Consider the following 25,824-nt stretch of genomic DNA (forward strand, 5'->3'; position numbering starts at 1 on the left):
GTGTATAAGAGACAGGCCTCGCAGCGACCCGGGCCGGCGACGGTCAGGCGGTCGGGGTCAGGGACGACTCGGGGCGGGTGTCGGTCGGGTCGCCGGTGAGGTCGGCGACGGGGGCTTCCATCTGCCGGGCGCGGCGGCGTTCGGCCACCACGTCCCGGATCCGCCGCTGCATCTGCCGACGGATCCGGATCATCTCGCTGTTGCTGATCACGCTGGCTCCTCCCCCGAAGGCGCGTGCCGGGGCATACCCGGTATATGAATGGTAAGACGTACGTGCGACCGAATTAGTTGCCCTGGTCGCGGAAAATTTCTCCGGCCCGCCCCTGGTGCGGGCGTCGCACCCCGCGACCGCCCCTCCACTACGGTTGCTCCCATGAGCGACAGGGCTGCCAGGAGCGACAGCAGCGGGCGAGGTGCGGCCCGTGAGCCGGGGCGGGAGCGGCATCGGGGCGCGGTCACGCTGCGTCGCGGCGCGATCCCGGCCAGCACCGCCGATCAGCGGCTGCTGGACTCCCGGGCCCGCGGCGACTGGAAGACGAAGGACGCCTGGCGGGCGCTGCGCATCCTGTCCGAGTTCGTGGAGGGCTTCGAAACCCTGGCCGACCTGCCGCCTGCGGTCAGCGTCTTCGGCTCCGCCCGCAGCAGGCCCGACAGCCCCGAGTGCCGGCTGGCCGAGGAGCTGGGCTCCGCCCTGGCCCGCGCCGGGTATGCGGTGATCACCGGCGGCGGGCCGGGCGTGATGGAGGCGGCCAACCGGGGCGCCAGCGAGGCCGGCGGCCTCTCCGTCGGGCTCGGCATCGAGCTGCCCTTCGAGCAGGGCCTCAACGACTGGGTCGACCTCGCCATCGACTTCCGCTACTTCTTCGCCCGCAAGACCATGTTCGTCAAGTACGCCCAGGCGTTCGTCGTGCTGCCCGGCGGGTTCGGCACCATGGACGAGCTGTTCGAGGCGCTGACGCTGGTGCAGACCGGCAAGGTCACCCGGTTCCCGGTGGTGCTGATGGGCACCGGGTACTGGCGGGGGCTGCTCGACTGGCTGCGCGACACGATGGCCGCCGACGGCAAGATCGGCCCGGTCGACCTGGAGCTGATCTGCCTCACCGACGACGTCGACGCCGCCGTGCGGCACATCGTCGACGCGGAGGCCGTGCTCTCCGCCGAGCAGGAGGCGGTCCGCGAGGAAGCCGTCGCGCGCGCCGGGGCCGACCAGCGGGCCGCCGCCGAGCAGGCCCGGGAGGGCTGAGCCGGTGGCCGCGATCTGCGTGTTCTGCGCGTCCTCCCGCACGCTCGACCAGCGCTGGCTGGACCTGGCCGCCGAGACCGGCCGGGAAATCGCCCGGCGCGGGCACACCCTGGTCAGCGGTGGCGGCTGCGTCGGGATGATGGGGGCGGTGGTGGACGGGGCCCGGTCCGCTGGCGGCCGTACCGTCGGGGTGATCCCGCAGTCCCTGGTCGACCTGGAGGTCGCCGATCTCGCCTCCGACGAGTTGCTGGTCACCGCCAGCATGGCCGACCGCAAGACCCTCATGATCGAGAAGTCGGACGCGTTCCTCACCCTGCCCGGTGGGCTGGGCACCCTGGACGAGCTGTTCGAGGTGTGGACGACCGCGACCCTCGCCCTGCACACCAAGCCGATGGTGCTGCTCGACGCGGACGGCTTCTACCGCCCCCTGCTCGACTGGCTCACCACGCTCACCGACCGCCACTTCCTCAAGCCGGCAGGCCAGGACCTCCTCCTGGTGGCCGACACGATCCCCGAGGCCCTGACCACCCTGGAATCCCACCTCCCCTGACCCACCCACCCCACCCACCCCCACCCCCACCCCCGCCTCGGTGATCAAGAAGTTTGCGTCAAAGTTGATCACCAGATTGACGTAAACCTCTTGATCACCGAGGCGGGGTGGGGCGGGGTGGGGCGAGGTGAGGGGTGGGAGAGGCGAGTAGTTCCGAACTCCGATCCGTGTACTCGGTGCACTTCACTTCCCGCCCAGGACATCGACTCCCGACTTCGGAACTACTCGTCTAGGTGGGGCGGGGTGGAGTGGGTGTCGGTGGGGCGTGGTGGGATGGGGGGATGCAGGCGTACCGGCTGGTGCGCCGGCCTGTCGAGGCGGCCCGGGGGGACCGCCGGACCGGCGGGACGGCGTGGGGGGACGGCCGGCCCGAAGGGGCGGCCGAGCGGGAGCATCGGGCCGGCGGGCCGAGCGGTGACGGCGCGCGGGGCGGTGGCGCACGGGGAGCCGCATCAGGGCCCACGTGGGGTGACGGATGGCGGGCCGACCCGGTGCAGGCCGAGGTCGTGGCGCACACCGTCGGGCCGATGCTGGTCGTGGGCGGGCCGGGCACCGGCAAGAGCAGCGTCCTGGTGGAGGCGGTCGCCGCCCGGGTGACCGAGGGGGTCGACCCGGAGCGGGTGCTGGTGCTCACCTTCGGCCGGCGGCAGGCCACCGACCTGCGCCGCCGGATCGAGGCCCGGGTGGCCGGCGACGGGCGCCGGGTGCTGCGCGAGCCGTTGGTGCGCACCTTTCCGGCGTACGCGTACGGCCTGCTGCGCCGGGCCGCCGCCGAGCGGGGCGAGCCGTCGCCGCGCCTGCTCACCGGCCCGGAGCAGGATCTGATCATCCGGGAGCTGCTGGACGTGGTCGGCGAGGAGCCCGACGACGACCCGGTCGGCTGGCCGGAGGACCTGCGGCCCGCCCTGCGTACCCGGGCGTTCGCGGCCCAGCTCCGCGACCTGCTGATGCGGGCGGCGGAGCGCGGGGTGGGCCCGGTGGAGCTGGCCCGGCTGGGCGAGCGGCTGGGCCGCGCCGACTGGCCGGCCGCCGCGCGTTTCCTCCGGGAATACGTGGCCGTCCTCGCGCTGCGCGACGTCAGCACCCGCGGCTCGATCGCGTACGACCCGGCGGAGCTGGTCCGGGCCGCAACCGGCCTGCTGCTCGACGACCCGGAGCTGCTGGCGGCCGAGCGCCGCCGCCTGGCCCACGTCTACGTCGACGAGTTGGCCGACACCGATCCCGCCCAGCTCGACCTGCTCGCCGTGCTGGCCGGCGGCGGCAAGTCCCTGGTCGCGTTCGCCGACCCCGACTCGGCCACGTACGCGTTCCGGGGCACCGACCCGGCCGGGGTGGCCGCCTTCCCGCACCGCTTCCGCACCGCCTCCGGGGCACCGGCCGGGCAGGTCGTGCTGACCACCTCGTACCGGGCCGGGCCGGGGCTGATCGCCGCGACCCGGCGGCTCGCCGGCCGGCTGCGTGGCCCGGCGGCCCACCGGCGGCTGCGGCCGCTGCCCGACGCCCCACCCGGCACGGTGGAGGTGCGCACCTTCCGCTCGGCCACCGGCGAGGCCGCCTGGCTGGCCCAGGCGCTGCGCGCCGCGCACCTGCTCGACGGGGTGCCGTGGTCGCGGATGGCGGTGCTGGTGCGCTCGACGGCCCGGCAGTTGCCGTCGCTGCGCCGGGCCCTGCACACGGCCGGGGTGCCGACGGTGGTGCACGGCGAGGACCTGCCGCTGCACCTCCAGCCGGCGGTCGCCCCGCTGCTGCTCCTGCTGCGCTGCGCCCTGGAGCCGGCCCGGCTGGACGAGGAGGCGGCGGTGGCGCTGCTGCACTCGCCGCTGGGCGGGGCCGACCCGCTGGCCGAGCGGCGGCTGCGCCAGGGGCTGCGGGCGATCGCGCGGGCGGTCGGTGACCGCCGCCCGTCTGGCGAGCTGATCGTGGACGCGTTGCGTGACCCGGAGGAGCTGTCCGGGATCGACCGGCGCTGGGCGGAGCCGGCGCAGGCGGTGGCCGGCCTGCTCGCCATCGCCCGGGAGGCGGCCCAGCGGCCGGGGGCCACCGCCGAGGACGTGCTCTGGGCGGTGTGGGACGCCAGCGGGCTGGCCGAGCGCTGGGCCGGCGCGATCACCCTCGGCCGGGCGGCGACCGGGGAGCACGAGACCGCGCGGCGGTGGCGGGCCGAGGCCGCCGACCGGGATCTCGACGCCGTGCTGGTGCTCTTCGACGCGGCGGCCCGGTTCGCCGACCGGCTGCCCGGCGCGCGCACCGAGGTCTTCCTCGACCACGTGCTCGGCCAGGACCTGCCGGCCGACACCCTGGCGCCGACGGCGGACCGGGGCGAGGCCGTCCGGCTGCTCACCGCGCACGCGGCCAAGGGGCTGGAGTGGGACCTGGTCGCCGTCGCCGGGGTACAGGAGGGCGTCTGGCCGGACCTGCGGCTGCGTGGCAGCCTGCTCGGCTCCGAGCGGCTGGTGGACGTGCTCGCCGGCCGCGACGGCGGCGACGGTGGGCGCGATGCCGGCGACGGTGGGCGCGACGCCAGGGACGGTCGGCGCGACGGTGGCGACGGTGGGCGCGACTCCGGCGGCGGCGGGCGGGGCCAGGGTGACGGCGGGCGGGCGGTCCTCATCGGGCAGACCTCCGCCCTGCTCGACGAGGAGCGCCGGCTGTTCCACGTGGCGGTGACCCGGGCCCGCCACCGGCTGCTGGTCAGCGCGGTCGCCTCGGCTGCGGTCGGCGGCGACGACCACGAGGAGCAACCGAGCCGGTTCCTGTACGAGCTGGACCCGACCCGACCGCCGGGGAAGGGTGACGGCGCCCCGGAGCCCGACGACGCCCCGGACGGCGGCCCGGACGCCGCCCCCGACGAGCGCGGCGACGCGGGGGCCGACGAGCCGGCGGAGGGCGGGGGAGAGCCCGGCCGGGGGGCGCTGCCGGTGGCCGGGCCGCCCCGGGCGCTGACCCTGCCGGCGCTGGTCGCGGAGCTGCGTACCGCCGTGGCCGACCCGGCGGTGCCCTACCACCGGCGCAGCGCGGCGGCGGCCGAGCTGGCCCGCCTCGCCGCCGCCGGGGTGCCCGGCGCGCACCCGGACGACTGGTGGGGGCTGCGCGGCCTCTCCGACGACCGGCCGCTGGTCGACGAGGGGGAGCCGGTGCGGGTCACCCCGTCGGGCATGGACAGCGCCCTGCGGTGCAGCCTGCGCTGGCTGCTGGAGCGGCACGGCGGCAGCGGCCCGGCCAGCGCTGCGCAGGGGGTGGGCAACCTGGTGCACGCCGCCGCGATGCTCGCCGAGGACGCCAGCGCCGACCGGTCCGCGCTGCTGGAGTACGTTTCGGCCCGGTTCGACGCGATCGAGCTGGCCGCCCGGTGGATGGTGGGCCCCGAGCGGGAGCGCGCCGAGGCGATGGTGGACAAGCTGCTGCGCTGGCTGGCCGGCAACCCGCGCCGGCTGCTGGCCATCGAGCACGAGTTCGCCGTGCGGCTGGACGACCCGCAGCGGCCGGTCGAGCTGACCGGCCGGGTGGACCGGCTGGAGGTCGACGCCGACGGCCGGCTGGTGGTGGTCGATCTGAAGACCGGCAAGTCCACCGTGGTCACCGAGCGGGAGATCGGCGAGCACCCGCAGCTCGGGGCGTACCAGGCGGCGGTCGAGGCCGGGGCGTTCGCCGAGTACGGCGACGAGTCCGGCGGGGCGGCCCTGGTGCAGCTCGGCACGGGGGCGCGCGACGCCCGGGAGCAGAGCCAGCCGGCGGCGGGGCAGGGGCCGGCGGCCGGCTGGGCGACCGCGCTGGTGCGGCGCACCGCCGATACGATGGCCGCCGCCACCTTCGCCGCGGTCGCCAACTCGAAGTGCCGGGTCTGCCCGGTGCGCACGAGCTGCCCGGTGTCCGGGCAGGGGCGTCAGGTCGTCGAGCCGCCGACCCCCCGCCGGGAGCAGCCAGAGTGAGCGCGAGGAGTGAGCTTGCGAGCCCCGCAGTCGCGAACTGGGATGAACCTGTGAGCGCGAGGAGTGAGCTTGCGAGCCGCGCAGTCGCGAACTGAGGAAGTCCCGTGACCCAGCCCGCCCTGTTCAGCGCCGCGACCCCGGCGCCCCGGGCCGCCGACTCCGGCCCCCGCTACACGCCGGTCGAGCTGGCGAAGCTGCTCCGGCTGCCCGCACCCACCCGGGAGCAGGCGGCGATCATCGCCGCGCCGGTCGAGCCGCTGTTGGTGGTCGCGGGCGCCGGGTCGGGCAAGACCGAGACGATGGCCGCCCGGGTGGTCTGGCTGGTCGCCAACGCGTACGTCCGGCCGGGGCAGGTCCTCGGCCTGACGTTCACCCGAAAGGCGGCCGGTGAGCTGGCGCACCGGGTGCGTACCCGGCTCGACCAGTTGGTGCGCCGGCTGGGGCGGCGGGGCCGGGACCCGCTCGACGACCCCCTGGCCGGCGAGCCGACGGTCTCCACCTACCACTCGTACGCGGGGCGGATCGTCACGGAGCACGGGCTGCGCGCCGGCTACGAGCCGTCCACCCGGCTGCTCACCGAGGCGTCCCGCTGGCAACTCGTGGACCTGCTGGTGCGCAACTACGACGGCGACATGACCGGTGTGGACCGGATGCCCAGCACGATCACCGACGCGGTGCTGGCCCTGGCCGGCGAGCTGGACGAGCACCTGGTCGACCCGGACGCCCTGGCCGCCTGGACGGGCCGGTTCTTCGCCGACGTGCAGTCCCGCCCCGGCCGGGTCTACGCCGACGTGCGCCGGGCGCTCGCCCTCCAGCAGACCCGGCTGAAGCTGCTGCCGCTGGTCCGCGCGTACGGCCGGCGCAAGGACGACTTCGAGGCGATGGACTTCGCCGACCAGCTCGCCCGGGCGGCCCGGGTGGCCCGGGACCACCCGGCGGTCGGCGCGATCGAGCGGGACAGGTTCCGGGTGGTGCTGCTCGACGAATACCAGGACACCAGCCACGCCCAGGTGGTGCTGCTCAACGCGCTGTTCGGCGGCGGCCACCCGGTGACCGCCGTCGGCGACCCCTGCCAGTCCATCTACGGCTGGCGGGGGGCCAGCGCCGGCACCCTGGACCGCTTCCCGGCCGAGTTCGCCCGCGCCGACGGCATGCCCGCCGCCGTGCTGGGCCTCACCACGAGCTGGCGCAACCGCCCGGAGATCCTGGGCGTGGCGAACACCCTGGCCACTCCGCTGCGGGCGGCGGGCGCCCGGGTGCCGGAGCTGCGCGCCGCGCTCAGCGTCGCCGATCCCATCGCGCACCGCACGCCGGGCGGCCTGGCCGCCGGCACCGTGCACTGCGCGCTCCTGCCGACGTACGCCGACGAGGCCGACTGGATCGCCGACAGCATCCTCGCGGCCTGGCGGGGGGCGGCCGGGCTGCCGGGCGTGCTGCCGGAGCACGTCCCCGTGCCGCTGCGGCCCACCACCGCCGTGCTGGTGCGGCTGCGCAGCCAGATCCCCGCGCTGGCCACGGCGCTGCGCGCCCGGGGGCTGCCCGTCGAGGTGGTGGGGCTGGGCGGGCTGCTGGACACTCCCGAGGTGCGGGACGTGGTGTGCACCCTGCGGGTGCTCGCCGACCCGACCGACGGGGCGGCGCTGCTGCGGCTGCTGACCGGGGCACGCTGGCGGATCGGGCCGCGCGACCTGGTGGCCCTGCACCGGCGGGCCCGGTCGATCGCCGCCCAGCGTCGCCGGCTCGCCGCCGGGGACGGGCCGGAGATCGCCGTGGACCTGCTCGACGAGGCCACCCTCGTGGAGGCGCTGGCCGACCTCGGGCCCGCCCAGGCGTACTCGGTGCAGGGCTATGCCCGGCTGCGCGCGTACGGCGAGGAGCTGGCCCTGCTGCGCTACCGCCTGGACCAGACGTTGCCGGAGCTGATCGCGGACGTCGAGCGGACCGTCGGCCTGGACGTGGAGGTGGCGGTGCGGGCGGGCCGGGACGGCACCGGCGACGCCGGCCTGGCCCGGGGCCACCTGGACGCCCTCGGCGACGTGGCGGCCCGGTTCAGCGGGGAGTCCCCGGCGGCCACCCTGTCGGGGTTCCTGGCCTACCTGGCCGCCGCCGAGGACGAGGAGCGCGGCCTCGCCCCGGGCGAGGTGGAGGTGGTCGACGGCGCGGTGCAGATCCTCACCGCGCACGCCGCGAAGGGCCTGGAGTGGGACGTGGTGGCGGTCGCCGGCCTGAGCCGGGGGGTGTGGCCGGGGCCGGTGCGCAACTCCGACCACTGGCTGGGCGGGCTGGGGGTGCTGCCGTTCCCGCTGCGCGGGGACGCCGACGGGCTGCCCGAGCTGGGCCTGGCCGACGCCGCCGACCAGCGCGCGGTGGCGCGGGCGCTGGCCGACTTCACCGACGCGTGGCGGGCGCACGACGAGCGGGAGGAGCGCCGGCTGGCGTACGTGGCGGTGACCCGCCCCCGGCGGCTGCTGCTCTGCTCCGGCTACTGGTGGGGCGAGGGGACGAAGCGTCCGCGCGGCCCGTCGGCGTTCCTGCGGGAGGTGTACGACGCGTGCTCCGGCGACGGGCTCCTGGTGGACCGGTGGGCCCCGGAGCCGGCCGGTGACGCGGTGAACCCGACCACGGAGGTGGTGCTGCGCGCCGAGTGGCCGGCCGATCCGCTGGGCGGGCGTCGCCCGGCGCTGGCCCAGGCCGCCGCGCTGGTGCGTCGCTTCCTCGCCGGCCCAGGTGGAGAACCCGCCGTCCCGGATGGGGAGCCCACCGCCCCCGGTGGAGAACCTGCTGTCCCGGATGGGGAGGAGGTGCCGGGCGTCGTCGATGACCCGGAGGTGGCGCGGTGGCGGCGGGAGGCCGACCTGCTCCTCGCCGAGCGGGCCGAGCTGGCCGCCGGTGCGGGGGCGGTCGAGGTGGCCCTGCCGGGGCAGCTCTCCGTCACCCAGCTGGTGGCGCTGCGCCGCGACCCGGGGGAGCTGGCCCGCGCCCTGCGTCGGCCGATGCCCAGCGCGCCGAACCCGTACGCCCGGCGGGGCACCGCGTTCCACACCTGGCTGGAGCGGCGCTTCGGCGCGGACCGGCTGCTCGACGTGGACGAGCTGCCCGGCGCAGCCGACGCCGACGCCGCGCCGGACGAGGTCCTCGCGGAGCTCCAGGCGCGCTTCCTGGCCGGCGAGTGGGCGCAGCGGGTGCCGGTGGAGGTGGAGGTGCCGTTCGCCACGGTGATCGCCGGGGTGGTGGTGCGGGGCCGGATGGACGCGGTCTTCACCCGGCCGGGTGGGCGGTTCGACGTGGTCGACTGGAAGACGGGGCGGCAGCCCGCCGGGGCGGCGGCCGAGGCGGCGGCGGTGCAGCTCGCCGTCTACCGGTTGGCCTGGGCCGAGCTGGCCGGCGTGCCGGTCGACCGGGTCGGCGCGGCCTTCCACTACGTGCGGGACGGTGCGACGGTCCGCCCGGCGGACCTGCTGGACGCCGACGGGCTCACCGCGCTGGTCACGGGCGTGCCGGTGGCCCCGGCGGGCGGTGCGCGGCCGGAAAGTTCCCGGTGACCGGCGACGGGCGGCGAGATCCATGATAGGCTGATCTCGTTGCAGTTATGGTTCCCAGAGACTCTGTGTGCGCCTGGCGGATTGTGGCCCCAGGCGCTCTTTGTTGTGTCCGGAGTTCTCCGGGCGGGGCGACCAGAAGCGACAGGCGATTCGCGCATCCCGCGCGGAGCGCTCCTCTTCGGGCCCGCAACAGGTGCGGGTCCGACGTTCCGTCAAGGAGACGAAACACATGGCAATTGGCACCGTCAAGTGGTTCAACGCTGACAAGGGCTTCGGCTTCATCACCCCGGACGGCGGCGGCGCTGACGTCTTCGCCCACTTCTCGGCGATCCAGTCCTCCGGCTACCGGAGCCTGGACGAGAACCAGCGGGTCGAGTTCGAGATCACCCAGGGCCAGAAGGGCCCGCAGGCGGAGAACATCCGCCCGCTCTGATCTCCGGCACCCGTTCCACCTGTTCCACCCGTAACATCCGTCGCGCCCTCCGGGCGTGACGACGTGGCCGGTCCGCCCCTCGCGCGGTGGGCCGGCCACGACCCCAATCGGTTCGTGCTTGTGAGTCCCGGTGGACCCGTCCGCCGGTCGACAGCGCCGCCCCGGCGCCCTCCCTCGACACGTGCCGCGTCGAGGAAGGCTTTCGCATGACCACCGTTCTGCCCTCTTTCTCCGCCACGGGCCTGGCGCCGGCGCTGCTCGCCGAGCTGACCACGCAGGGCATCACCGAGCCGTTCCCGATCCAGGCGGCGACGCTGCCGGACTCGCTGGCCGGCCGGGACGTGCTGGGCCGGGGCCGTACCGGCTCGGGCAAGACCCTCGCCTTCGGGCTGCCGCTGCTGCACCGCACCGCCGGCCGCCGCGCCCGCCCCGGGCGTCCGCTGGCGCTGGTGCTGGTGCCGACCCGCGAGCTGGCCCAGCAGGTGACCACCGCGCTCTCCCCGTACGCCCGGGCGCTCGGGCTGCGCGTCGCCACCGTGGTCGGCGGCCTGTCGCTGGGGCGGCAGGCCGACGCGCTGCGTGCCGGCGCCGAGGTGGTCGTGGCCACCCCCGGCCGGCTGCACGACCTGATCAACCGTGGTGACGCCCGGCTCGACCAGGTGGCCGTGACGGTGCTGGACGAGGCCGACCAGATGGCCGACATGGGCTTCCTGCCGCAGGTCACCAAGCTGCTGGAGCAGGTGGCCGGCGACGGCCAGCGGATGCTCTTCTCCGCCACCCTGGACGGCGGCGTGGACAAGCTGGTCCGCCGGTTCCTCACCGACCCGGTCTCGCACTCCGTCGACCCCGGCACCGCCACGGTCACCGCGATGACCCACCACGTGCTGCACGTCGAGGCGGAGGACAAGCCGGCCACGCTGACCCGGATCGCCGCCCGCGAGGGTCGCACCATCCTGTTCATGGGCACCAAGCACCGCGCCGACCGGCTGGCCCGCCAGCTGCTGTCCAAGGGCGTGCGGGCCGCAGCCCTGCACGGCGGCAAGTCCCAGCCGCAGCGCACCCGGATCCTGGAGCAGTTCCGCACCGGCCAGGTGACCGCGCTGGTCGCCACCGACGTGGCGGCCCGGGGCATCCACGTCGACGGCCTCGACATGGTGGTCAACGTCGACCCGCCGACCGAGGCGAAGGACTACCTGCACCGCGGCGGGCGTACCGCGCGGGCCGGCGAGTCGGGGACCGTGGTCACCCTGGTCCTGCCCGAGCAGCGCCGGGAGGTGTCCCGGCTGATGGCCACCGCCGGCATCCGGCCGCAGGCCACCCAGGTCCGCCCGGGCGACGACGCGGTGCTGGCCCGGGTCACGGGTGCCCGGGAGCCGTCCGGCGTGCCGGTGACCGTCGTCGCCCCGCAGCCCCAGCGTTCCGTCCCGGCGGCATCGGGCCGGGGTTCCCGGTCCGCCCGCGCCGCCCACGGCACCTCCGCGCCCGCCGGCGCGCCGCGTTCCGCCGGTGCGCCAGGGGACACCCCGGCCGCCCGGGACGCGGCGGGCGGCGAGGGTCGGCGCACCGGGCACCGCGCGTCGGGCCGGTCGCGTCGCCCGCGTCGCCCCCGTTCCGCCTGACCCGACCGCCCGGTCGGCCCGTCAGGCGCGCGATCCCGAACTGCTTGGCTGAGTCGGGAATCAGGCAGGCGTGGGGTCCGATCGGCGACTGTCGCCCGCGCGCACGGTGCAAGATGCTAGCCGTGGGGGAACACGGGCCGGTGGGGACCGGCCTTGCTGGGGGGAGGAACCATGACGGGCGACGTCGAGTCGGGGGCGGCACGGGAGCTGCTGGTGGTGCTGGCGGTCGCGGGGGCGGGGCTGCTGCTCGCCACGGCGGCGGCCTTCTCGCCGTGGCATCCCACCCGTAGCGCCCGGCCGCCGGCCGGGGTGGTGGGGCTGCACAACCCGAACGGGGCGGACGCGAAACTCACCGGCGCCGTCATCGGAGTGACCGACCCGTCCGCCGGCTGAGCCCGCACCGCTCAGCCGGCGGACGGGCCGGTCAGGCCTGGAGGAAGCTCAGCGGGATGGCCTGAATCTCGGCCAGGGCCGCCGCCTTGACCAGTTCGCCGCCGGACGCGGGTGCGGGGCCCGGGCCGCAGGCCGTGGCGGCGACGGCCAGCATGGCCCGGAGCGCGTAGTCGCTGCGCGCGGAGACGTACACGTCACTGCCCGGCCTGGTCCAGCACGCCCCAGCGGCGGCGGATCGCCCGGTCCGCCGCCCCGAACGCGGCGTCGACCCCGAGGCCGACGACCAGGATGACGATCATCGTGGAGAGCAGCCAGGGCGCGTCGGCCAGTTCCCGGGCGTACGTCAGCTGGGCGCCGAGCGACGTCTGCGAGATGCCCACCACGATCAGCTCGCCGGCCATCAGGCTGCGCCAGGAGAACGCCCAGCCCTGCTTGAGCCCGGCGACGATGGCGGGCAGGGCGGCCGGGGCGATGACGTACCGGTAGAGGTTGAGCCCCCGGGCGCCGAGGTTGCGCCCGGCCCGTTGCAGCAGCGGCGGCACGTAGTCCACCCCGCTGATCACCCCGTTGGCGATGGACGGGGCCGCGCCGAGGACCACTACGAAGAAGATGGCCTTCTCGCTCAGCTCGAACAGCAGGATCGCCAGCGGGAACCAGGCGATCGACGGCATGGTCTGCAACGCGGTGATCATCGAGCCGATGGCCGCCCGCAGCACCCGGAACCGGGCCACGGCGAGGCCGAGCAGCAGGCCGACGGCGACGGAGAAGACGTACCCGAGGGCGGCCCGGCGCAGGGTGGTGACCAGCCCGTCCCAGAGCTGCGGCCCGCTGGCCTGGCGGACCAGCTCCTGCCAGACCGGGCCGGGCCCGGGCAGCGAGTACGGCGGCCAGATCTCCGCCCACACCACGACCTGCCAGGCCCCGATGGCGATGGCGAGCGCGGCCAGCTTCGGCCAGGTGGACGCCCAGAAGGTGGCGGCCCGGGTGGTCGTCTTCTGCCGGCCGGCGATCTCCAGCGCGTCGAGCCCGGAGAGCTCCGCGTCGGCGCGCGCCTCGGCGAGCGTGTCACTGGCCATGGCGGCCCACCTCCGTACGGAGCCGGTCGGTGACGTCGGCGGCGATGGACGCGATCTCCGGGGAGTCGATGCGTCGGGGCCGGGGCACGCCGACCCGGGTGGAGTAGATGATCCGGCCGGGCCGGCTGGAGAGCAGGATGATCCGGTCGGCGAGCCGTGCCGCCTCCCGCACGTTGTGGGTCACGAAGAGCACGGTGAGCTTGCGCTCGGTCCAGATCCGCTCCAGCTCGTCGTGCAGGATGTCGCGGGTCATCGCGTCGAGCGCGCCGAACGGCTCGTCCATCAGCAGGATCGGGGTGTCCAGGGCGAGGGTGCGGGCGAGCGCGACCCGCTGCCGCATGCCGCCGGAGAGCTGGTGCGGGCGCTTGCGGCCGAACTCGGCCAGGTGCACCGTGCGCAGCAGCTCGGCGACCCGTTCCCGGCGCTGCGCCCGGGGCAGCCGGCGCAGCTTCAGCGGCACGTCGACGTTGCCCTCGACGGTGAGCCACGGGAAGAGGGCGGACTCCTGGAACATCAGGCCGGGGTCGACCCCGTCGCCCAGCTCGATCCGCCCGCCGCTGACCTTGTCCAGGCCGGCGACCAGGTTGAGCAGAGTGCTCTTGCCGCAGCCGGAGGCGCCGACGAGGCAGACGAACTCGCCGGGCGCGACGTCGAGGGAGACCCCGTCCAGGGCGAGGACGGCGTGCTCGCCCTGCCCGTACACCTTGGTGACGCCGTGCAGCGCGACCGAGCCGGTCGCGCTGCGGGGCGTCGTCGTGGTCGACGTCATGGTTGGACGACCTCGGGCTTGCCCTGGGTCTTGAGCACCTCGTTGAGGTACTTCAGGTCGTAGAGCCCGTCGAGGCTGGCCGGCTGGGTCAGGCCGACGGCGACCGCGTGGTCCAGGCCGGTCTTCAGCGACGAGGCGATGGGGTCGTTGGTGAACTCCAGCGTCGGCCACGCCTGCTTGATGAGCTTCACGTCCAGCGGCTTGCCGGTGATCTTGCCGATGTGGTCGGAGATGGCCTGCTGCGACTCGTCGGGCCTGGTGTTGACGAACTCGTTCGCCGCGGCCTGCCCCTCGACCAGCTTCTTCACCACGTCGGGGTGGGCCTTGAGGAACTTGGTGGAGACGATCAGGTTGGTGATGACGAACTTCTTGTCCGGCCACAGGTCGCGCTCGTCGACGAGCACCTTGCCGCCGGCGTTGACCAGCCGGGAGACGAACGGCTCGGGCACCCACGCGCCGTCGATCGCCCCGCTGTTGAACGTCTCCACGGTCTGGGCGTTCTCCTGGGGGACGACCTTGACGTCGCCGCCGCCCTCCTTGGTGGCGGTCAGGCCCTTCTCCTTGAGCCAGTAGCGCAGCGCCACGTCCTGGGTGTTGCCGAGCTGCGGGGTGGCGATCTTCTTGCCCTTGAGCTGCTCGACGGAGGTGATCTCCGGCTTGACCACCAGGGCCACGCCGCCGGACGCCGCACCGGAGACGACCCGGACCGCCTCGCCCTTGGACTTGGAGAACGCGTTGACCGTCGGGTTGGGGCCGATGTACGTCGCGTCGAGCGCGCCGGAGAAGATGGCCTCGATGGCGGCCGGGCCGGCGTTGAAGGTCTTCGTCTCCAGCTTGACGCCGCCGCCGAGCTTCTCGGCGAAGATGCCCTTCTCCACCCCGACGACCGCCGGGGCGTGGGTGATGTTGGGGAAGTAGCCCAGCCGGAGCGTGACCGGTCCGGAGCCGCCCGCGGCCGCGCCGTCGTCCTCGCCGCACGCGGCGGTGGTACCCAGGGTCGCCGCGCCCACCACGGCGAGGGTGGCCAGGGTGACCGTCCGACGGAAGGGGAGCCGTCTCATCGTCTGTCCAATCCGCAGCATTCCTACTTGATAGGTAGGAAGACTGAGGCAGGCTTCAAGCAGCGTCAAGGCCCGTCCGCATCGCGGGATTCGCGCTCGGGATTATTCCCGGTTCTCCTACCTTTTTGCTGGGTTTGGCGGCGCCTCTGGCGCGGACTCCGGCAGCCGAAGAGAATCGGGCGCCCCGGGCCGCCGCCGTCGCATCCGAGGGCTGACCCGAAGGGCGTTCCCGGCCCCGGTGCCCGGCGCTGCACCGACCTGCGGGAGGTCGCCGCTGTCCCGGGCGGCGACGCGCTAGGGTCGACCCGTGGCGGCGCGGAGATCCAGAATTCCAGCGACGAAGTATCCGGTCGAGCGGTTCACCCTCGACAACGGCCTGCGGGTGGTGCTCACCCCCGACCGCAGCGCACCGGTGATCGGGGTGGCGGTGGTCTACGACGTCGGCATCCGCTCCGAGCCCGAGGGGCGCACGGGCTTCGCCCACCTCTTCGAACACCTGATGTTCCAGGGCTCGGAGAACCTGGAGAAGCTGGCCCACTTCCGGCACGTGCAGGGCGCGGGCGGCACCTTCAACGGGTCCACCCACCACGACTACACGGACTACTACGAGACGCTGCCGAGCAACGCCCTGGAGCGGGCGCTGTTCCTGGAGGCCGACCGGATGCGCGGCCCCCGGCTGACCGAGGAGAACCTGCGCAACCAGGTCGACGTGGTCAAGGAGGAGATCCGGGTCAACGTGCTCAACCGCCCGTACGGCGGGTTCCCCTGGCTGACCCTGCCGCCGGTCATGTTCGACACCTTCCCCAACGCGCATGACGGCTACGGCTCCTTCGACGACCTGGAGTCGGCCACCGTCGACGACGCGGCCGACTTCTTCCGCCGCTACTACGCCAGCGGCAACGCCGTCCTCGCGATCAGCGGGGACGTCGACGTGGCCGAGGCCACCGCGCTGGTCGAGCGGCACTTCGGCGACGTGCCGGCCCGGCCCGCCCCCGACCGCCCCGACTTCGCCGAGCCGGACCTGACCGCCGAGCGGCGCTCGTCGTACACCGACGCGTTGGCCCCGCTGCCGGCGGTGGCCTCGGCCTGGCGGGTGCCCGATCCGATCACCGACTTCGCCGGCTACCTGCCCTACGTGGTGCTCGCCGAGGTGCTCACCGACGGCGACGCGTCCCGGCTGGTCGAGCGGCTGGTCCAGCGGGACCGCGCGGTCACCAGCCTCGGCGGGTACGTCGGGTTCATGGGCGACCCGTTCGACGTGCGCGACCCCACCGCCCTGCTGCTCCAGGCGCACCTGCCGCCCGGCGGGGACGTCGACAAGGTGTTGTGCACCGTCGACGAGGAGCTGGACCGGCTGGCCACCGACGGCCCGACCGGCGGCGAGCTGGCCCGCACCCAGGCCCGGATGGCCACCCACCTGCTGCGCGACACCGACGCGGTGCTCGGCCGGGCGCTGCGGATGGCGGTGCTGGAGCAGCAGCGCGGCGAGCCGGGCCTGCTCAACGAGCTGCCCCGGCTGGTCGGCGAGGTCACCGACGAGCAGGTCCGGGCCGCCGCCGCCACCCTGCGGCCGGAGCGCCGCGCGTCCATCGAGGTCATCGCGGGAGGCGCCCGATGAGTGTCGCAACGCAGCCGCGGCCGTTGCCGCCGCTCGGGCCGAACCGCAGGCTCAAGCTGCCGAAGCAGGCCGAGCGGAGGCTCGGCAACGGGCTCACCGTCATCGCGGTACGCCGCCCGGCCGTGCCCCTGGTGGAGCTGCGGCTGTGGATGCCGACCGGCCGGACCCACCTGGCCCGGGGGGCGATGCTCGCGCAGACCATGCTCTCCGGCACGCGGTCGATGACCAGCGTGCAGATCGCCGCCGAGCTCCAGGCGGTCGGTGGCGGGCTCTCCGCCGGCATCGACCCGGACCGGCTGATGCTCTCCGGCGCGGGCCTGGTCACCGGGCTGGACCGGATGCTGGAGATCCTGGCCGACGTGCTGACCGGCGCGACGTACCCGGGCCAGGAGGTCGGCACCGAGCGGGACCGCCTGGTCGACCGCATCCAGGTGGCGCAGAGCCAGCCGGCCCACCTGGCCCGCACCGCCCTGCTGCGGCGGGTCTACGGCAAGCACCCGTACGCGGTGCAGACGCCCGAGCCGGAGCAGGTGCACGCGGTCCGGCCGGCAGCGCTGCGCCGGCTGCACGCCGAGCGGGTGCACCCGGCCGACGCGGTGCTGGTGCTGGTCGGCGACGTGCAGCCCGAGCGGGCCCTGGACGCCGCCGAGAAGGCGCTGTCCGCCTGGAACGGCGGTGGCCACACCGCCGAGCTGCCGCCCGCCCCGCCGCTGGAGCCCGGCCCGCTGCTGCTGGTCGACCGGCCCGGCTCGGTGCAGTCGTCGCTGCGGATCGCCCTGCCGGCGGTGCCCCGCACCCACCCCGACCACGCCGCGCTGCAACTGGCCAACCTGCTCTTCGGCGGCTACTTCTCCTCCCGCTGGGTGGAGAACATCCGGGAGGACAAGGGCTACACGTACGGGCCGCACTCGCTGGTCGAGCACTCGGTGGCTGGGTCGGTGCTGGTCGCCGCCGCCGAGGTGGCCACCGAGGTGACCGGGCCGGCGCTGCTGGAGACGACGTACGAGCTGGGCCGGCTGGCCACGCTGCCGGCGAAGCCGGACGAGCTGGAACAGGCCCGCCAGTACGCCCTCGGCACCCTCCAGCTCGGCATGTCCACCCAGGCCGGGCTGGCGTCGCTGACCAGCGCGTACGCCGGCAGCGGGCTGCGCCTGGAGTTCCTGGCCGAGCACGCCGCCCGGCTGGCGAAGGCCACCGTCGACGACGTGGCCGAGGTGGCCCAGCGCTACCTCGCCCCGGCCAGGGCGGTCACCGTGGTGCTCGGCGACGCCGAGCGGATCGCCCCCGCGCTGTCGGCCCTCGCCCTGGTCCGCACCGAGCCGGCCCGGCCGTGACCGCCATGGGTGGGCCGGTCCGGAGCGGGGGCGGGGAGGCCGCCCCGCCGCTGGCCCGGTCCACCCTGGACCGCGCCGCGCACCGGCGCACCGACCCGGAGTGGCTGGCCGAGGCGTGGGAGCGGGCGCGGGTCCTGGTGCTCGACTCCGCCGCTGGCGGCCGGGCCCTGGTCCGCGCCGACGCGTCCCCGCCGGAGCTGGTGCTGCTCGGCACCGGCGAGCTGCCCGAGGTGCCCCGCTCGGTGCCGATGTTCCTCGGCGTCGAGCCCGACGGCGTGCCCGTGTTCGCGGTGGACTCCCCGCTGCCGGAGCTGCCGGGCACCCGGGCGGTGAGCCTGCGGGAGGTCGGGCACCTGCTGCTGGACGGGGACGCCGGCCTCTTCACCGCCGCGCTGGCGCTGACCAACTGGCACGCCCGGCACGGCTACTCCTCGATCACCGGCCAGCCGACCCGCGTCGACGAGGCCGGCTGGTCCCGGGTCGACGAGACCGGCGACCGGGTCTGGCCGCGTACCGACCCGGCGATGATCGTGTTGGTGCACGACGGGGTGACCGGGCCGGAGGGCCGCTGCCTGCTCGGCAGCAACGCGGCCTGGCCGCACACCCCGGGCCACCGCCGCTACTCCTGCCTCGCCGGGTTCGTCGAGCCCGGCGAGTCGGCCGAGTCGGCCGTGGCGCGCGAGGTCCGCGAGGAGGTCGACGTCGCGGTCGAGAACATCGCGTACGCGGGCAGCCAGTCCTGGCCGTTCCCCGGCTCGCTGATGCTCGGCTTCCTCGCCGTGGCCGACCCGGCGCAGCCGGTGCGCGTGGACGCGACCGAGATCGCGTACGCCCGCTGGTTCACCCGCCGGGAGATCGGCGCGGCGCTGGTCGGGCGGCCGGTGACTGTCGACGGCGGCGAGCAGCTGCTCCTGCCCCCGCCGTCGTCGATCGCGCTCTTTCTGATCCACCGCTGGCTCGACGGCCACTGCTGACGGCCACTGCTGACGGCGACGCCTGCTGACGGCGATGGCTGCCGACCTGGCGGGCGTCCGACGGTGGGCCCGCAGGGGCAGCCCGTCGTCACGCTGAGTTTCCGAAACGCGGCCGAAGAGCCCCGGCGGCAACCCTGCGGTCCCACCCCTTTGCTCTGCACCCGAATCCGCAACGGTTGCGGAAAGTAACGGATCCCTTCTGGTCGCTGCCGACCGCCATCGTGCAGATGGCCTGCTCAGTTCAGATGCTGCGTGGGTGGGTGCAGAGCAAAGGCGGCGCAGGATGTGGGGCGGGGTCCGAAGGGAATGACGGAGGGTGAGGTTTTGACCGGGGTGTAGGAGTGAATCTGCCGTTGTTGCGGAGAGTGAGCAGTGCGGGGGTCGGTTCAGCGGGGCGCGGCGTCGTCGAGCGGCAGCACCTTGACGCGCTGCTTGCCGCAGCGGACCGCGCCCACCGTGGACAGAGCCCGGGCCGGCAGCAGGGCGGTCTCCCGGTCCTGGGCGTGCGCCACGGACGGTACTCGGTGGGAGTTCCACGTCACTCTGTCGACACATGTTACGCCCAGCCTGTGTCCCATCAGGTGGTACGAGGCGGCCGGTGCGCCCTATCCGTCGGATGGCGCCGCGCCGCGCCGCGCGTGGTCGCGGGCCTGCCGACGGATCGGGGCCGCCGGCGCAGGCCGGCGGCCCCTAGGTGGCCGGGACGGTCAGCTCAGGTCGAACTGCCCGCTCTTCGTGCCGGCGATGAAGCCCGCCCAGCCGGCCCGGTCGAAGAGCAACACCGGGCCGCCGCGGTCCTTGCTGTCCCGCAGCGCCACGGACGCCGGGCCGACGCGCAGCGGGGCCACCTCCACGCAGTTGGAGGTCTGGCTGCGGGTGCTGGTCCGCCACGGGGCGTCGGCCAGCCGCCGGGCGAGAACGGAGGGCATGTCGGGGATCTCGTTCATGGTCTGCTCCTGATTGGACTGCTCCGATGGAACGAGTGGCGTCGCACGCCCGGGCGGAGCCGTCCCCGGAGTCGCCCCCGGAGGTCACCCCGGAGCCGCCGCCGGTGGGTCACCGATCCGTCAGGCGGCCGGAGTGCCGGCGGCGCTGGGCCGGCGCCGTTGCCGACCCGTGGGCCGCCGTGGACGGGCCTGCCGCCTCGGTCAGCCGCCCCGCCGACTCGAAGAGCCAGGAGGCGGTGTCCGTCGCGGAGAGCGCCGCCGAGCGCAACCACTCGAAAGCCACTTTATAGGCATTTAGGGTGTTTACCTCGGTTGACATGGCGTTGGTGAAGCCACCTTCTATCGCCACCGTCTCCGGGTCGAGCGGGTCGGCGAACCGGTAGATCGAGAACGCCGTCGGCGGGAGGTACCAGTTGCCGACCGGGGTGTCCCGCAGCAGCACGTGCAGGGTGACGTGTGGCAGCATGGCCAAGTTGCAGAGCTGGGTGAGCTGCTCGCGCAGCACCTCCGGCGGGCCGGCCCGCCGGCCCAGCGCCGCCTCCTCCAGCACCGCCGTGTAATGCGGCGCGTCGGCGTGGCTCAGCAGCGACTGCCGGGCCACCCGGGCGGCCACCTCGTTCTCCGGCGTCTCGCCGTGTTCCGACTCGCCGGCCCAGGACTCGACCCGGCGGGCCGAGACGATCCGCAGCCGGGCGTACCCGATGGTCTGCAACAGCCCCGGGACCAGGACCGGGTTGTACTCCAGGATCTCCGTGCAGCCCGCCTCCAGTTCGGCGAAGCTCCGCTGCTGCGGGGTCATCACCGGGTACTTACGCAGCCAGCCCCGCATGTCGCCGGCTTCGCCGGTGATGCCGAGCAGATCGTCGCGCCGCGCGTCGCCCACCCCGTAGAGGTCGAGCAGGACGGCGACGTCGTCGGGGTCGGGACGGCTGCGGCCGTTCTCCAGGCGGGACAGTTTCGATGCGGATGCCCAGCCGATGCGCGCGATGACCTGGTCGCCGGTCAGGCCGGCGGCCTCGCGCAGCTTGCGCAGCTCAAGGCCCAACCTGCGGCGGCGTAGCACTGGGCTCGGTCCGGTAGGAGGCACGGTGTCCTCATCTCCGTCGACCGCCGCGAGACGCGACGGTAACTGTATGAAATTCGCCCCCCACGGTCAGTATGGACGGCGCGGCCGGTGCCGGAAGCTCCGACAGGCGCGTGTCTTCCAGAAACCCGCCCCGAAAACAGAAACCCTCCCGCCCCGGGAACAGAAACCCCTCCCCGCCCCGAGAAGAGGAACCCGATGCGCACCGTCCTGGGTCGCCCCGACTTCCGCCTGCTGTTCGGCGCACTCCTGGCCAGCATGGCCGCCGAGTCGATCCTGCTGCTCGCCCTCGCGATCTGGGTCAAGGACCTGACCGGCTCCGACGGACTGGCCGGCGCGACCATCTTCGCGATCATCGCGCCGATGGTGCTCGCGCCGCTGGTGGGCTGGGCGGTCGACCGGTACCCTCGGCGGCCCTTCTTCGTCGCCGCGAACCTCGCCACCGCCGCCCTGCTCACCCCGCTCTTCACGGTCTCCCGGGCCGGCGACGTCTGGGTCATCTACGTGGTGGCGGGCCTCTACGGGCTGTCGTACCTGACGCTGAGCGCGGCGCTGGCCGGGCTGATCCGGCAACTCGTCCCGGTCGAGCTGCTCGCCGACGCCAACGGCGTGCTGCAGACCGTGCGGCAGGGACTGCGGCTGGTCGGCCCACTCGCCGGGGCCGCGCTCTACGCCGCCGTCGGTGGCTGGCTGCTGACCGGGCTGGCGATGACCGGGTTCGTCACGGCCGCCGCCGTGGTCGCCCTGCTGCGCGCGCCCGAGGCCGCGCCGGGCGGCGGCGGGTCGCGCTGGACGGCCGAGCTGGGCGCCGGGCTGCGGCACCTGGCCGGCGAGCCGGCGCTGCGCCGCGCTCTGCTCGGCTACGGCCTCGGTTCGCTGGTGATGGGCTTCACCGAGTCGCTGATCTTCGCGTACGTCGACCAGGGCCTGCGCCGCGACGCCGCGTTCGTCGGCGTGCTGGTCACCGTGCAGGGCCTCGGCGGTCTGGTCGGCGGCCTCTTCTCCGCCGCCCTGGTGCGCCGCGCCGGTGAGGTCGGGGCGCTGGCCACCGGGGTGACCCTCTTCGGCCCGGCCGCCCTCGCCCTGGCCTACCCGAGCGTCTGGCTCGGGTTCGCGGCGCTGCTGCTGGCCGGGCTCTCGCTCCCGCTGATCACGGTGGGCCTGAACACGCTCATCCAGCGGCGCACCCCGCCGGGCCTGCTGGGCCGGGTGGTGGCGGCGTCGGAGGCGCTGGTCAGCGGCCCCCAGGCGGTCTCCATCGGGGCCGGCGCGCTGCTCGTCGGCGTGTTCGACTACCGGGTGCTGTTCGTGCTGGTCGGCGTGGTCACCACCGGGGCCGGCGTCTTCCTCTGGCGGGGCCGCCGGCTCTCCGCGCCGCCCGCGCCCAGCGTGCCCCGCATCCCGCTGCAACGCCGGCCCGCGGCGACGCCCGAGCCCGAGTCCGAGTCCGAGTCGCGCGTGGCACACCCCACCCGCTGACGCGCGAGGTGGCCGCCCGGCCCGGACGGCCACCCGCGCGGCGCACGCGGTGTCCGGTCAGCGCGGCAGCGCGGCGAGGTGCTTCTTGACCTGGGTGATCGATGGGTTGGTGAGCGCGCTACCGTCGGCGAATCGCAGCGTCGGGACGGTCTGGTTGCCGCCGTTGACGCTCATCACGAACTCGGCGGCCTTCGGGTCCTGTTCGATGTCGACCACCTGGTAGGCGATGCCCTCCCGGTCGAGCTGCGACCTGAGCCGGTGGCAGTAGCCGCACCACGGGGTCGAGTACATCGTCAACATGATCGCGTCCTCCAAGGTCGGTCCGCCCGTCCGGTCAGGCCAGGCTAACCGCTGCAACATCGGGCGGAGCTGAGATGATTCCTCGCTGTGGGGGTTCATTCAGGCTCGGAACGGGTGCTCGCCGGGCTGGACCCGGAGCAGCGCGCCGCGGTGACCGCCCCGGCCGGCCCGGTCTGCGTCCTGGCCGGCGCCGGCACCGGCAAGACCCGGGCGGTCACCTCCCGCATCGCCCACCGGGCCCTGACCGGCGAGGTCTCCGGCCGGCACGTGCTCGCGGTGACCTTCACCGCCCGCGCCGCCGCCGAGCTGCGGGCCCGGCTCACCGCGCTCGGGGTCGCCGGCGTGCAGGCGCGCACGTTCCACGCCGCCGCGCTGCGCCAGGTGCGCTACTTCGCGCCCCGCCTGCTCGCCGGGCGGGCGATGCCGGAGCTGCTGGACAGCAAGGCGCGGATCGTCACGCTCGCCGCCGCCCGGGTCGGCCTGCGCGCCGACCGGGCGGCCGCCCGGGACCTGGCCGGCGAGATCGAGTGGGCCAAGTCGTCCCTCGTGGAGCCGGGGGAGTACGTGGTCGCCGCGGCCAAGGCGCTGCGCGACACCCCGCACGAGCCGGCGAAGGTGGCCGAGGTCTTCGTCGCCTACGAGAAGCTCAAGCGGGCCAACGGCGTGATCGACTTCGAGGACATGCTGCGCGCCGCGGTCTGGGGCATCGAGGAGCACCCGGACGTCGCCGAGCAGGTCCGGGGCCAGTACCGGCACTTCGTGGTCGACGAGTACCAGGACGTCAACCCGTTGCAGCAGCGGCTGCTGGAGGCGTGGCTCGGCGGCCGGGACGACCTCACCGTGGTCGGCGACGCCAGCCAGACCATCTACTCGTTCACCGGGGCCACCTCGGCGTACCTGGTCGACTTTCCTCGCCGCCACCGCGGCGCGACCGTGGTCCGGCTGGTCCGTGACTACCGCTCCACCCCGCAGGTGGTCGGGCTGGCCAACGCGGTGATCTCCCAGGCCCGGGGCACCGAGGCGCGGCTGCGGCTGGAGCTGCGCGGGCAGCGCCCGCCGGGCCCCGAGCCGGAGCTGCGGATCTTCACCGACGAGCCGGCCGAGGCCGCCGCCGTGGCGACCCGCTGCCGGGCCCTGGTCGGCGCCGGCACCCCGGCCCGGGAGATCGCCGTGCTGTTCCGCACCAACGCCCAGTCCGAGGCGTACGAGAAGGCGCTCACCGAGGCCGAGGTGCCGTACGTGGTGCAGGGGGCCGAGCGGTTCTTCGAGCGGGCCGAGGTGCGCCAGGCGATGGTGGCGCTACGGGCCGCCACCCGCTCGATCCCCGGCGAGACCCCGTTGCGCGACGCCGTGGTGGAGGGGCTCGCGGCGGTCGGCTGGGCCCCCGACGCCGCCCCGGCCGGCGGCGCGGCCCGGGAGCGCTGGGAGGCGCTCGCGGCCCTGGTGCAGCTCGCCGAGGAGCACGCGGCCAGCCCGCCGGTGCTGCCGATCGGCGAGGCCGCCGCCGTGCAGCGCCTCGTGACGCTGGCCGGCTTCAACGACGAGCTGGCCCGGCGCGCCGCCGCGCAGCACGTGCCGACCGTCGAGGGCGTGACCCTGGCGTCCCTGCACTCCGCGAAGGGCCTGGAGTGGGACGCCGTCTTCCTGGTCGGGCTCTCCGAGGGCACCCTGCCCACCAGCTACGCGCGCACCGCCGAGCAGGTCGAGGAGGAGCGCCGGCTGCTCTACGTCGGCATCACCCGGGCCCGGGAGTGGCTCTGGCTGTCGTACGCGGTGGCCCGCTCGCCGGGCGGCCGGGCCCGGCGGCCGTCGCGGTTCCTGCCTCAGCTCGACCGCTCCGGCGGCGGGACCGAGCGGGCCGGTGCGGCGGCGCCCCGACGGGCCGAGCGCCGCCGTAACCAGGTGGTCTCCTGCCGGATCTGCGGCGCGACGCTGCTCGCCGGCCCCGACCGCAAGCTCGGCCGCTGCCCGAGTTGCCCCTCCGACATCGACGAGGAGCTGTACGAGCGGCTGCGCGACTGGCGGGCCCGGGTGGCCGCCGCGCAGAAGGTCCCCGCGTACGTGGTCTTCACCGACGCCACCATCACCGCGCTGGCCGAGCGGCGGCCCGGCCGGCCCGAGGAACTGGTCGCGATCGCCGGCATCGGCCCCCGCAAGATCGGCCTGTACGGCGAGCCGGTGCTGGCCCTCGTGGGCGGCGCGGCGGTCGACGAAGTCTGCCCTGAGAAAACTTTGAAAATCGACCCGTAAATTCGTTTGCCCTCGCCCCGGGGCGAGGAATAGCCTCAGGACACACCTCGCGAGCAGCGCCATTCCGGCTGCTCACGGGGGTGGAGACCCAGTCGGCATCGAGGGAACGTCAGGGAGGTGGCACCAATGGAGATCTACATCAACGAGCGTCCGCTGGCGCTGCCCGCTGCCGTCGCTCCGCTGTCGGCTGTCCGGGTGGCCCGCGCCGCTCGACCGTTGGCTCCGTGGGCGCACCAGGCCCGGGTTCAGGCCGAGCTGAACCTGACCGTCGCGCCGCTCACCGGAGCCGAGGGCACCAGTGGCTTCACGGGCATGGGCATCGACGGCGCCAAGCAGCGCACTGATGTCCGCGGCGTTCCACCTCGAGGTAGACCGGTCTGATCATCAGACCAACCGGCTCACCTCGAGGCCGCGGAACCCGCTACCGGGATCCGCGGCCTCAGTTTTTTGCCCGCCGAAGTACGTCGGAATCCGATCCACGAGATCGAAGTGAGAGAGAGGTGACCGGGAGATGAGTCTGGCGTTGGCCCCCGTCGACCTGAGCGTCGAGCTGGAGGCGAACCTGCCCTGCCGGAAGTTCGACCCCGACCTGTGGTTCTCCGACTCGCCCGCCGAGCTTGAGCTGGCCAAGTCGCTCTGCGGGGACTGCCCGCTGCGCGTCGAGTGCCTCGCCGGCGCGGTCGAGCGGGCCGAGCCCTGGGGCGTCTGGGGCGGCGAGATCTTCGAGCGTGGCGCGGTCGTCCCGCGCAAGCGGCCCCGGGGCCGCCCGCGCAAGGAGGACGTCGCGCGGGACGCCGCACTGAAGGTCGAGGCCGAGGCGCGCCTGGCGGCCAGTGGGCTGTCCGCGTCGCGGCACGCCGTCCGGTTGGCTGCCTGACACCCGATCCGCACCACCCCCGCCGGTGTCCACCGGCCCGGACAGATCCAAAGAGAGCTGAGACCCATGCTGCTGCACATGCCCCACGGAGCCGTCGAGATGCAACTACTCCACGAAGCGTTGTCCCGGGCCCGAATGCCCCGGCCTCAGGCCGGTCGCACCACCACGAGCACTGAGGCAACCCGCATCACCCGCACCGCCCGTACCGTCGCGATGAGAAGCCGCAACCAGTCGGCACGCGACCTGGGCGTCAGCTAACCGATCACCACACCCGCGGGGCGGGGGGGGGCCCCCGCCCCCCCCCCCCCCCGCCGGGGCCCCGGGGCGCCCCCCCCGGCGGAGCCCC

At 74.7% G+C, this 25,824-nt stretch carries 21 protein-coding genes and 2 pseudogenes; 14 read left to right on the plus strand and 9 right to left on the minus strand.

The window, feature by feature from the left end; genetic code table 11:
* Nucleotides 1-43 precede the first annotated feature (43 nt).
* Nucleotides 44-211 (minus strand): hypothetical protein, encoded by a 168-nt coding sequence (locus ACFT41_RS28065; RefSeq protein ID WP_176734749.1) that lies wholly within the window; start codon nucleotides 209-211, stop codon nucleotides 44-46.
* A 162-nt stretch (nucleotides 212-373) separates the two neighbouring features.
* Between ACFT41_RS28065 and ACFT41_RS28070 the strand changes: the two genes are divergently transcribed.
* From ACFT41_RS28070 to ACFT41_RS28100, 7 genes and pseudogenes are all read left to right on the plus strand, one after another.
* Nucleotides 374-1,243: a TIGR00730 family Rossman fold protein gene (locus ACFT41_RS28070; RefSeq protein WP_377589730.1), complete on the plus strand. Its 870-nt coding sequence runs from the start codon at nucleotides 374-376 to the stop codon at nucleotides 1,241-1,243.
* A gap of 4 nt (nucleotides 1,244-1,247) precedes the next feature.
* On the plus strand, nucleotides 1,248-1,793 hold the full coding sequence (locus ACFT41_RS28075) for a TIGR00730 family Rossman fold protein (RefSeq protein WP_377589729.1): 546 nt from the start codon (nucleotides 1,248-1,250) through the stop codon (nucleotides 1,791-1,793).
* A 281-nt stretch (nucleotides 1,794-2,074) separates the two neighbouring features.
* Complete coding sequence (locus ACFT41_RS28080; protein ID WP_377589728.1) at nucleotides 2,075-5,722, plus strand: ATP-dependent helicase; 3,648 nt, start codon at nucleotides 2,075-2,077, stop codon at nucleotides 5,720-5,722.
* Between the two features lie 104 nt (nucleotides 5,723-5,826).
* Nucleotides 5,827-9,234, plus strand: a pseudogene (locus ACFT41_RS28085) (UvrD-helicase domain-containing protein); the annotation flags it as partial.
* Between the two features lie 259 nt (nucleotides 9,235-9,493).
* Nucleotides 9,494-9,697 carry a cold-shock protein gene (locus ACFT41_RS28090; protein ID WP_007072850.1) on the plus strand — a complete coding sequence of 68 codons (204 nt, stop codon included), beginning with the start codon at nucleotides 9,494-9,496 and terminating at the stop codon, nucleotides 9,695-9,697.
* Between the two features lie 206 nt (nucleotides 9,698-9,903).
* On the plus strand, nucleotides 9,904-11,316 hold the full coding sequence (locus tag ACFT41_RS28095; RefSeq protein ID WP_377589727.1) for a DEAD/DEAH box helicase: 1,413 nt from the start codon (nucleotides 9,904-9,906) through the stop codon (nucleotides 11,314-11,316).
* 171 nt (nucleotides 11,317-11,487) lie between these two features.
* Complete coding sequence (locus tag ACFT41_RS28100; protein ID WP_377589726.1) at nucleotides 11,488-11,709, plus strand: hypothetical protein; 222 nt, start codon at nucleotides 11,488-11,490, stop codon at nucleotides 11,707-11,709.
* Nucleotides 11,710-11,746: 37 nt separating this feature from the next.
* Here ACFT41_RS28100 and ACFT41_RS28105 read toward each other — a convergent pair.
* From ACFT41_RS28105 to ACFT41_RS28120, 4 genes and pseudogenes are all read right to left on the minus strand, one after another.
* A pseudogene (locus ACFT41_RS28105) lies at nucleotides 11,747-11,902 on the minus strand (Rrf2 family transcriptional regulator); the annotation flags it as partial.
* A gap of 1 nt (nucleotide 11,903) precedes the next feature.
* Entirely contained in the window at nucleotides 11,904-12,785 is an 882-nt protein-coding gene (locus ACFT41_RS28110) for an ABC transporter permease (protein WP_377589776.1), read from the minus strand.
* Nucleotides 12,775-13,554, minus strand: a complete 780-nt coding sequence (locus ACFT41_RS28115) for an ABC transporter ATP-binding protein (RefSeq protein WP_377589777.1) — start codon at nucleotides 13,552-13,554, stop codon at nucleotides 12,775-12,777. Before ACFT41_RS28115 ends, ACFT41_RS28110 begins: the two co-directional genes overlap by 11 nt.
* Nucleotides 13,551-14,615 carry an ABC transporter substrate-binding protein gene (locus ACFT41_RS28120; RefSeq protein ID WP_377589778.1) on the minus strand — a complete coding sequence of 355 codons (1,065 nt, stop codon included), beginning with the start codon at nucleotides 14,613-14,615 and terminating at the stop codon, nucleotides 13,551-13,553. The genes ACFT41_RS28115 and ACFT41_RS28120 overlap by 4 nt, the downstream gene beginning before the upstream one ends.
* Before the next feature lie 307 nt (nucleotides 14,616-14,922).
* On the opposite strand from ACFT41_RS28120, the gene ACFT41_RS28125 reads away from it, so the two are divergent.
* Genes ACFT41_RS28125 through nudC form a run of 3 tightly spaced genes read left to right on the plus strand, consistent with a single transcriptional unit; the run spans nucleotide 14,923 to nucleotide 18,541 of the window.
* The gene (locus tag ACFT41_RS28125) at nucleotides 14,923-16,233 is read left to right on the plus strand and encodes a M16 family metallopeptidase (RefSeq protein WP_377589779.1); all 1,311 of its coding nucleotides are present in this window, start codon (nucleotides 14,923-14,925) and stop codon (nucleotides 16,231-16,233) included.
* Nucleotides 16,230-17,567, plus strand: a complete 1,338-nt coding sequence (locus ACFT41_RS28130; protein ID WP_377589780.1) for a M16 family metallopeptidase — start codon at nucleotides 16,230-16,232, stop codon at nucleotides 17,565-17,567. The genes ACFT41_RS28125 and ACFT41_RS28130 overlap by 4 nt, the downstream gene beginning before the upstream one ends.
* A gap of 5 nt (nucleotides 17,568-17,572) precedes the next feature.
* The gene (gene nudC / locus ACFT41_RS28135; protein WP_377589781.1) at nucleotides 17,573-18,541 is read left to right on the plus strand and encodes an NAD(+) diphosphatase; all 969 of its coding nucleotides are present in this window, start codon (nucleotides 17,573-17,575) and stop codon (nucleotides 18,539-18,541) included.
* A gap of 386 nt (nucleotides 18,542-18,927) precedes the next feature.
* Here nudC and ACFT41_RS28140 read toward each other — a convergent pair whose 3' ends face one another.
* The 3 genes from ACFT41_RS28140 to ACFT41_RS28150 form a co-directional block, all read right to left on the minus strand.
* On the minus strand, nucleotides 18,928-19,119 hold the full coding sequence (locus ACFT41_RS28140) for a hypothetical protein (RefSeq protein ID WP_377589782.1): 192 nt from the start codon (nucleotides 19,117-19,119) through the stop codon (nucleotides 18,928-18,930).
* A gap of 129 nt (nucleotides 19,120-19,248) precedes the next feature.
* Nucleotides 19,249-19,488, minus strand: coding sequence for a DUF397 domain-containing protein (locus ACFT41_RS28145; protein ID WP_377589784.1), 240 nt, complete (start codon nucleotides 19,486-19,488; stop codon nucleotides 19,249-19,251).
* A 109-nt stretch (nucleotides 19,489-19,597) separates the two neighbouring features.
* Nucleotides 19,598-20,575 carry a helix-turn-helix domain-containing protein gene (locus ACFT41_RS28150; protein WP_377589785.1) on the minus strand — a complete coding sequence of 326 codons (978 nt, stop codon included), beginning with the start codon at nucleotides 20,573-20,575 and terminating at the stop codon, nucleotides 19,598-19,600.
* Between the two features lie 195 nt (nucleotides 20,576-20,770).
* Here ACFT41_RS28150 and ACFT41_RS28155 point away from each other — a divergent pair, with 195 nt between their 5' ends.
* Entirely contained in the window at nucleotides 20,771-22,051 is a 1,281-nt protein-coding gene (locus tag ACFT41_RS28155; RefSeq protein ID WP_377589786.1) for an MFS transporter, read from the plus strand.
* A gap of 57 nt (nucleotides 22,052-22,108) precedes the next feature.
* Here the strand turns inward: ACFT41_RS28155 and ACFT41_RS28160 are convergent, their stop codons facing one another.
* Nucleotides 22,109-22,351: a mycoredoxin gene (locus ACFT41_RS28160; protein WP_377589787.1), complete on the minus strand. Its 243-nt coding sequence runs from the start codon at nucleotides 22,349-22,351 to the stop codon at nucleotides 22,109-22,111.
* 87 nt (nucleotides 22,352-22,438) lie between these two features.
* On the opposite strand from ACFT41_RS28160, the gene ACFT41_RS28165 reads away from it, so the two are divergent.
* The 3 genes from ACFT41_RS28165 (at nucleotide 22,439) to ACFT41_RS28175 (ending at nucleotide 25,478) form a co-directional block, all read left to right on the plus strand.
* Nucleotides 22,439-24,601 carry an ATP-dependent DNA helicase UvrD2 gene (locus tag ACFT41_RS28165; protein ID WP_377614034.1) on the plus strand — a complete coding sequence of 721 codons (2,163 nt, stop codon included), beginning with the start codon at nucleotides 22,439-22,441 and terminating at the stop codon, nucleotides 24,599-24,601.
* A 126-nt stretch (nucleotides 24,602-24,727) separates the two neighbouring features.
* The gene (locus ACFT41_RS28170; protein WP_377590466.1) at nucleotides 24,728-24,982 is read left to right on the plus strand and encodes a hypothetical protein; all 255 of its coding nucleotides are present in this window, start codon (nucleotides 24,728-24,730) and stop codon (nucleotides 24,980-24,982) included.
* A 130-nt stretch (nucleotides 24,983-25,112) separates the two neighbouring features.
* Entirely contained in the window at nucleotides 25,113-25,478 is a 366-nt protein-coding gene (locus tag ACFT41_RS28175; protein ID WP_377590467.1) for a WhiB family transcriptional regulator, read from the plus strand.
* Nucleotides 25,479-25,824 lie beyond the last annotated feature (346 nt).

Source organism: Micromonospora sp. NPDC057141, assembly GCF_042670805.1.
Lineage (GTDB): Bacteria > Actinomycetota > Actinomycetes > Mycobacteriales > Micromonosporaceae > Micromonospora.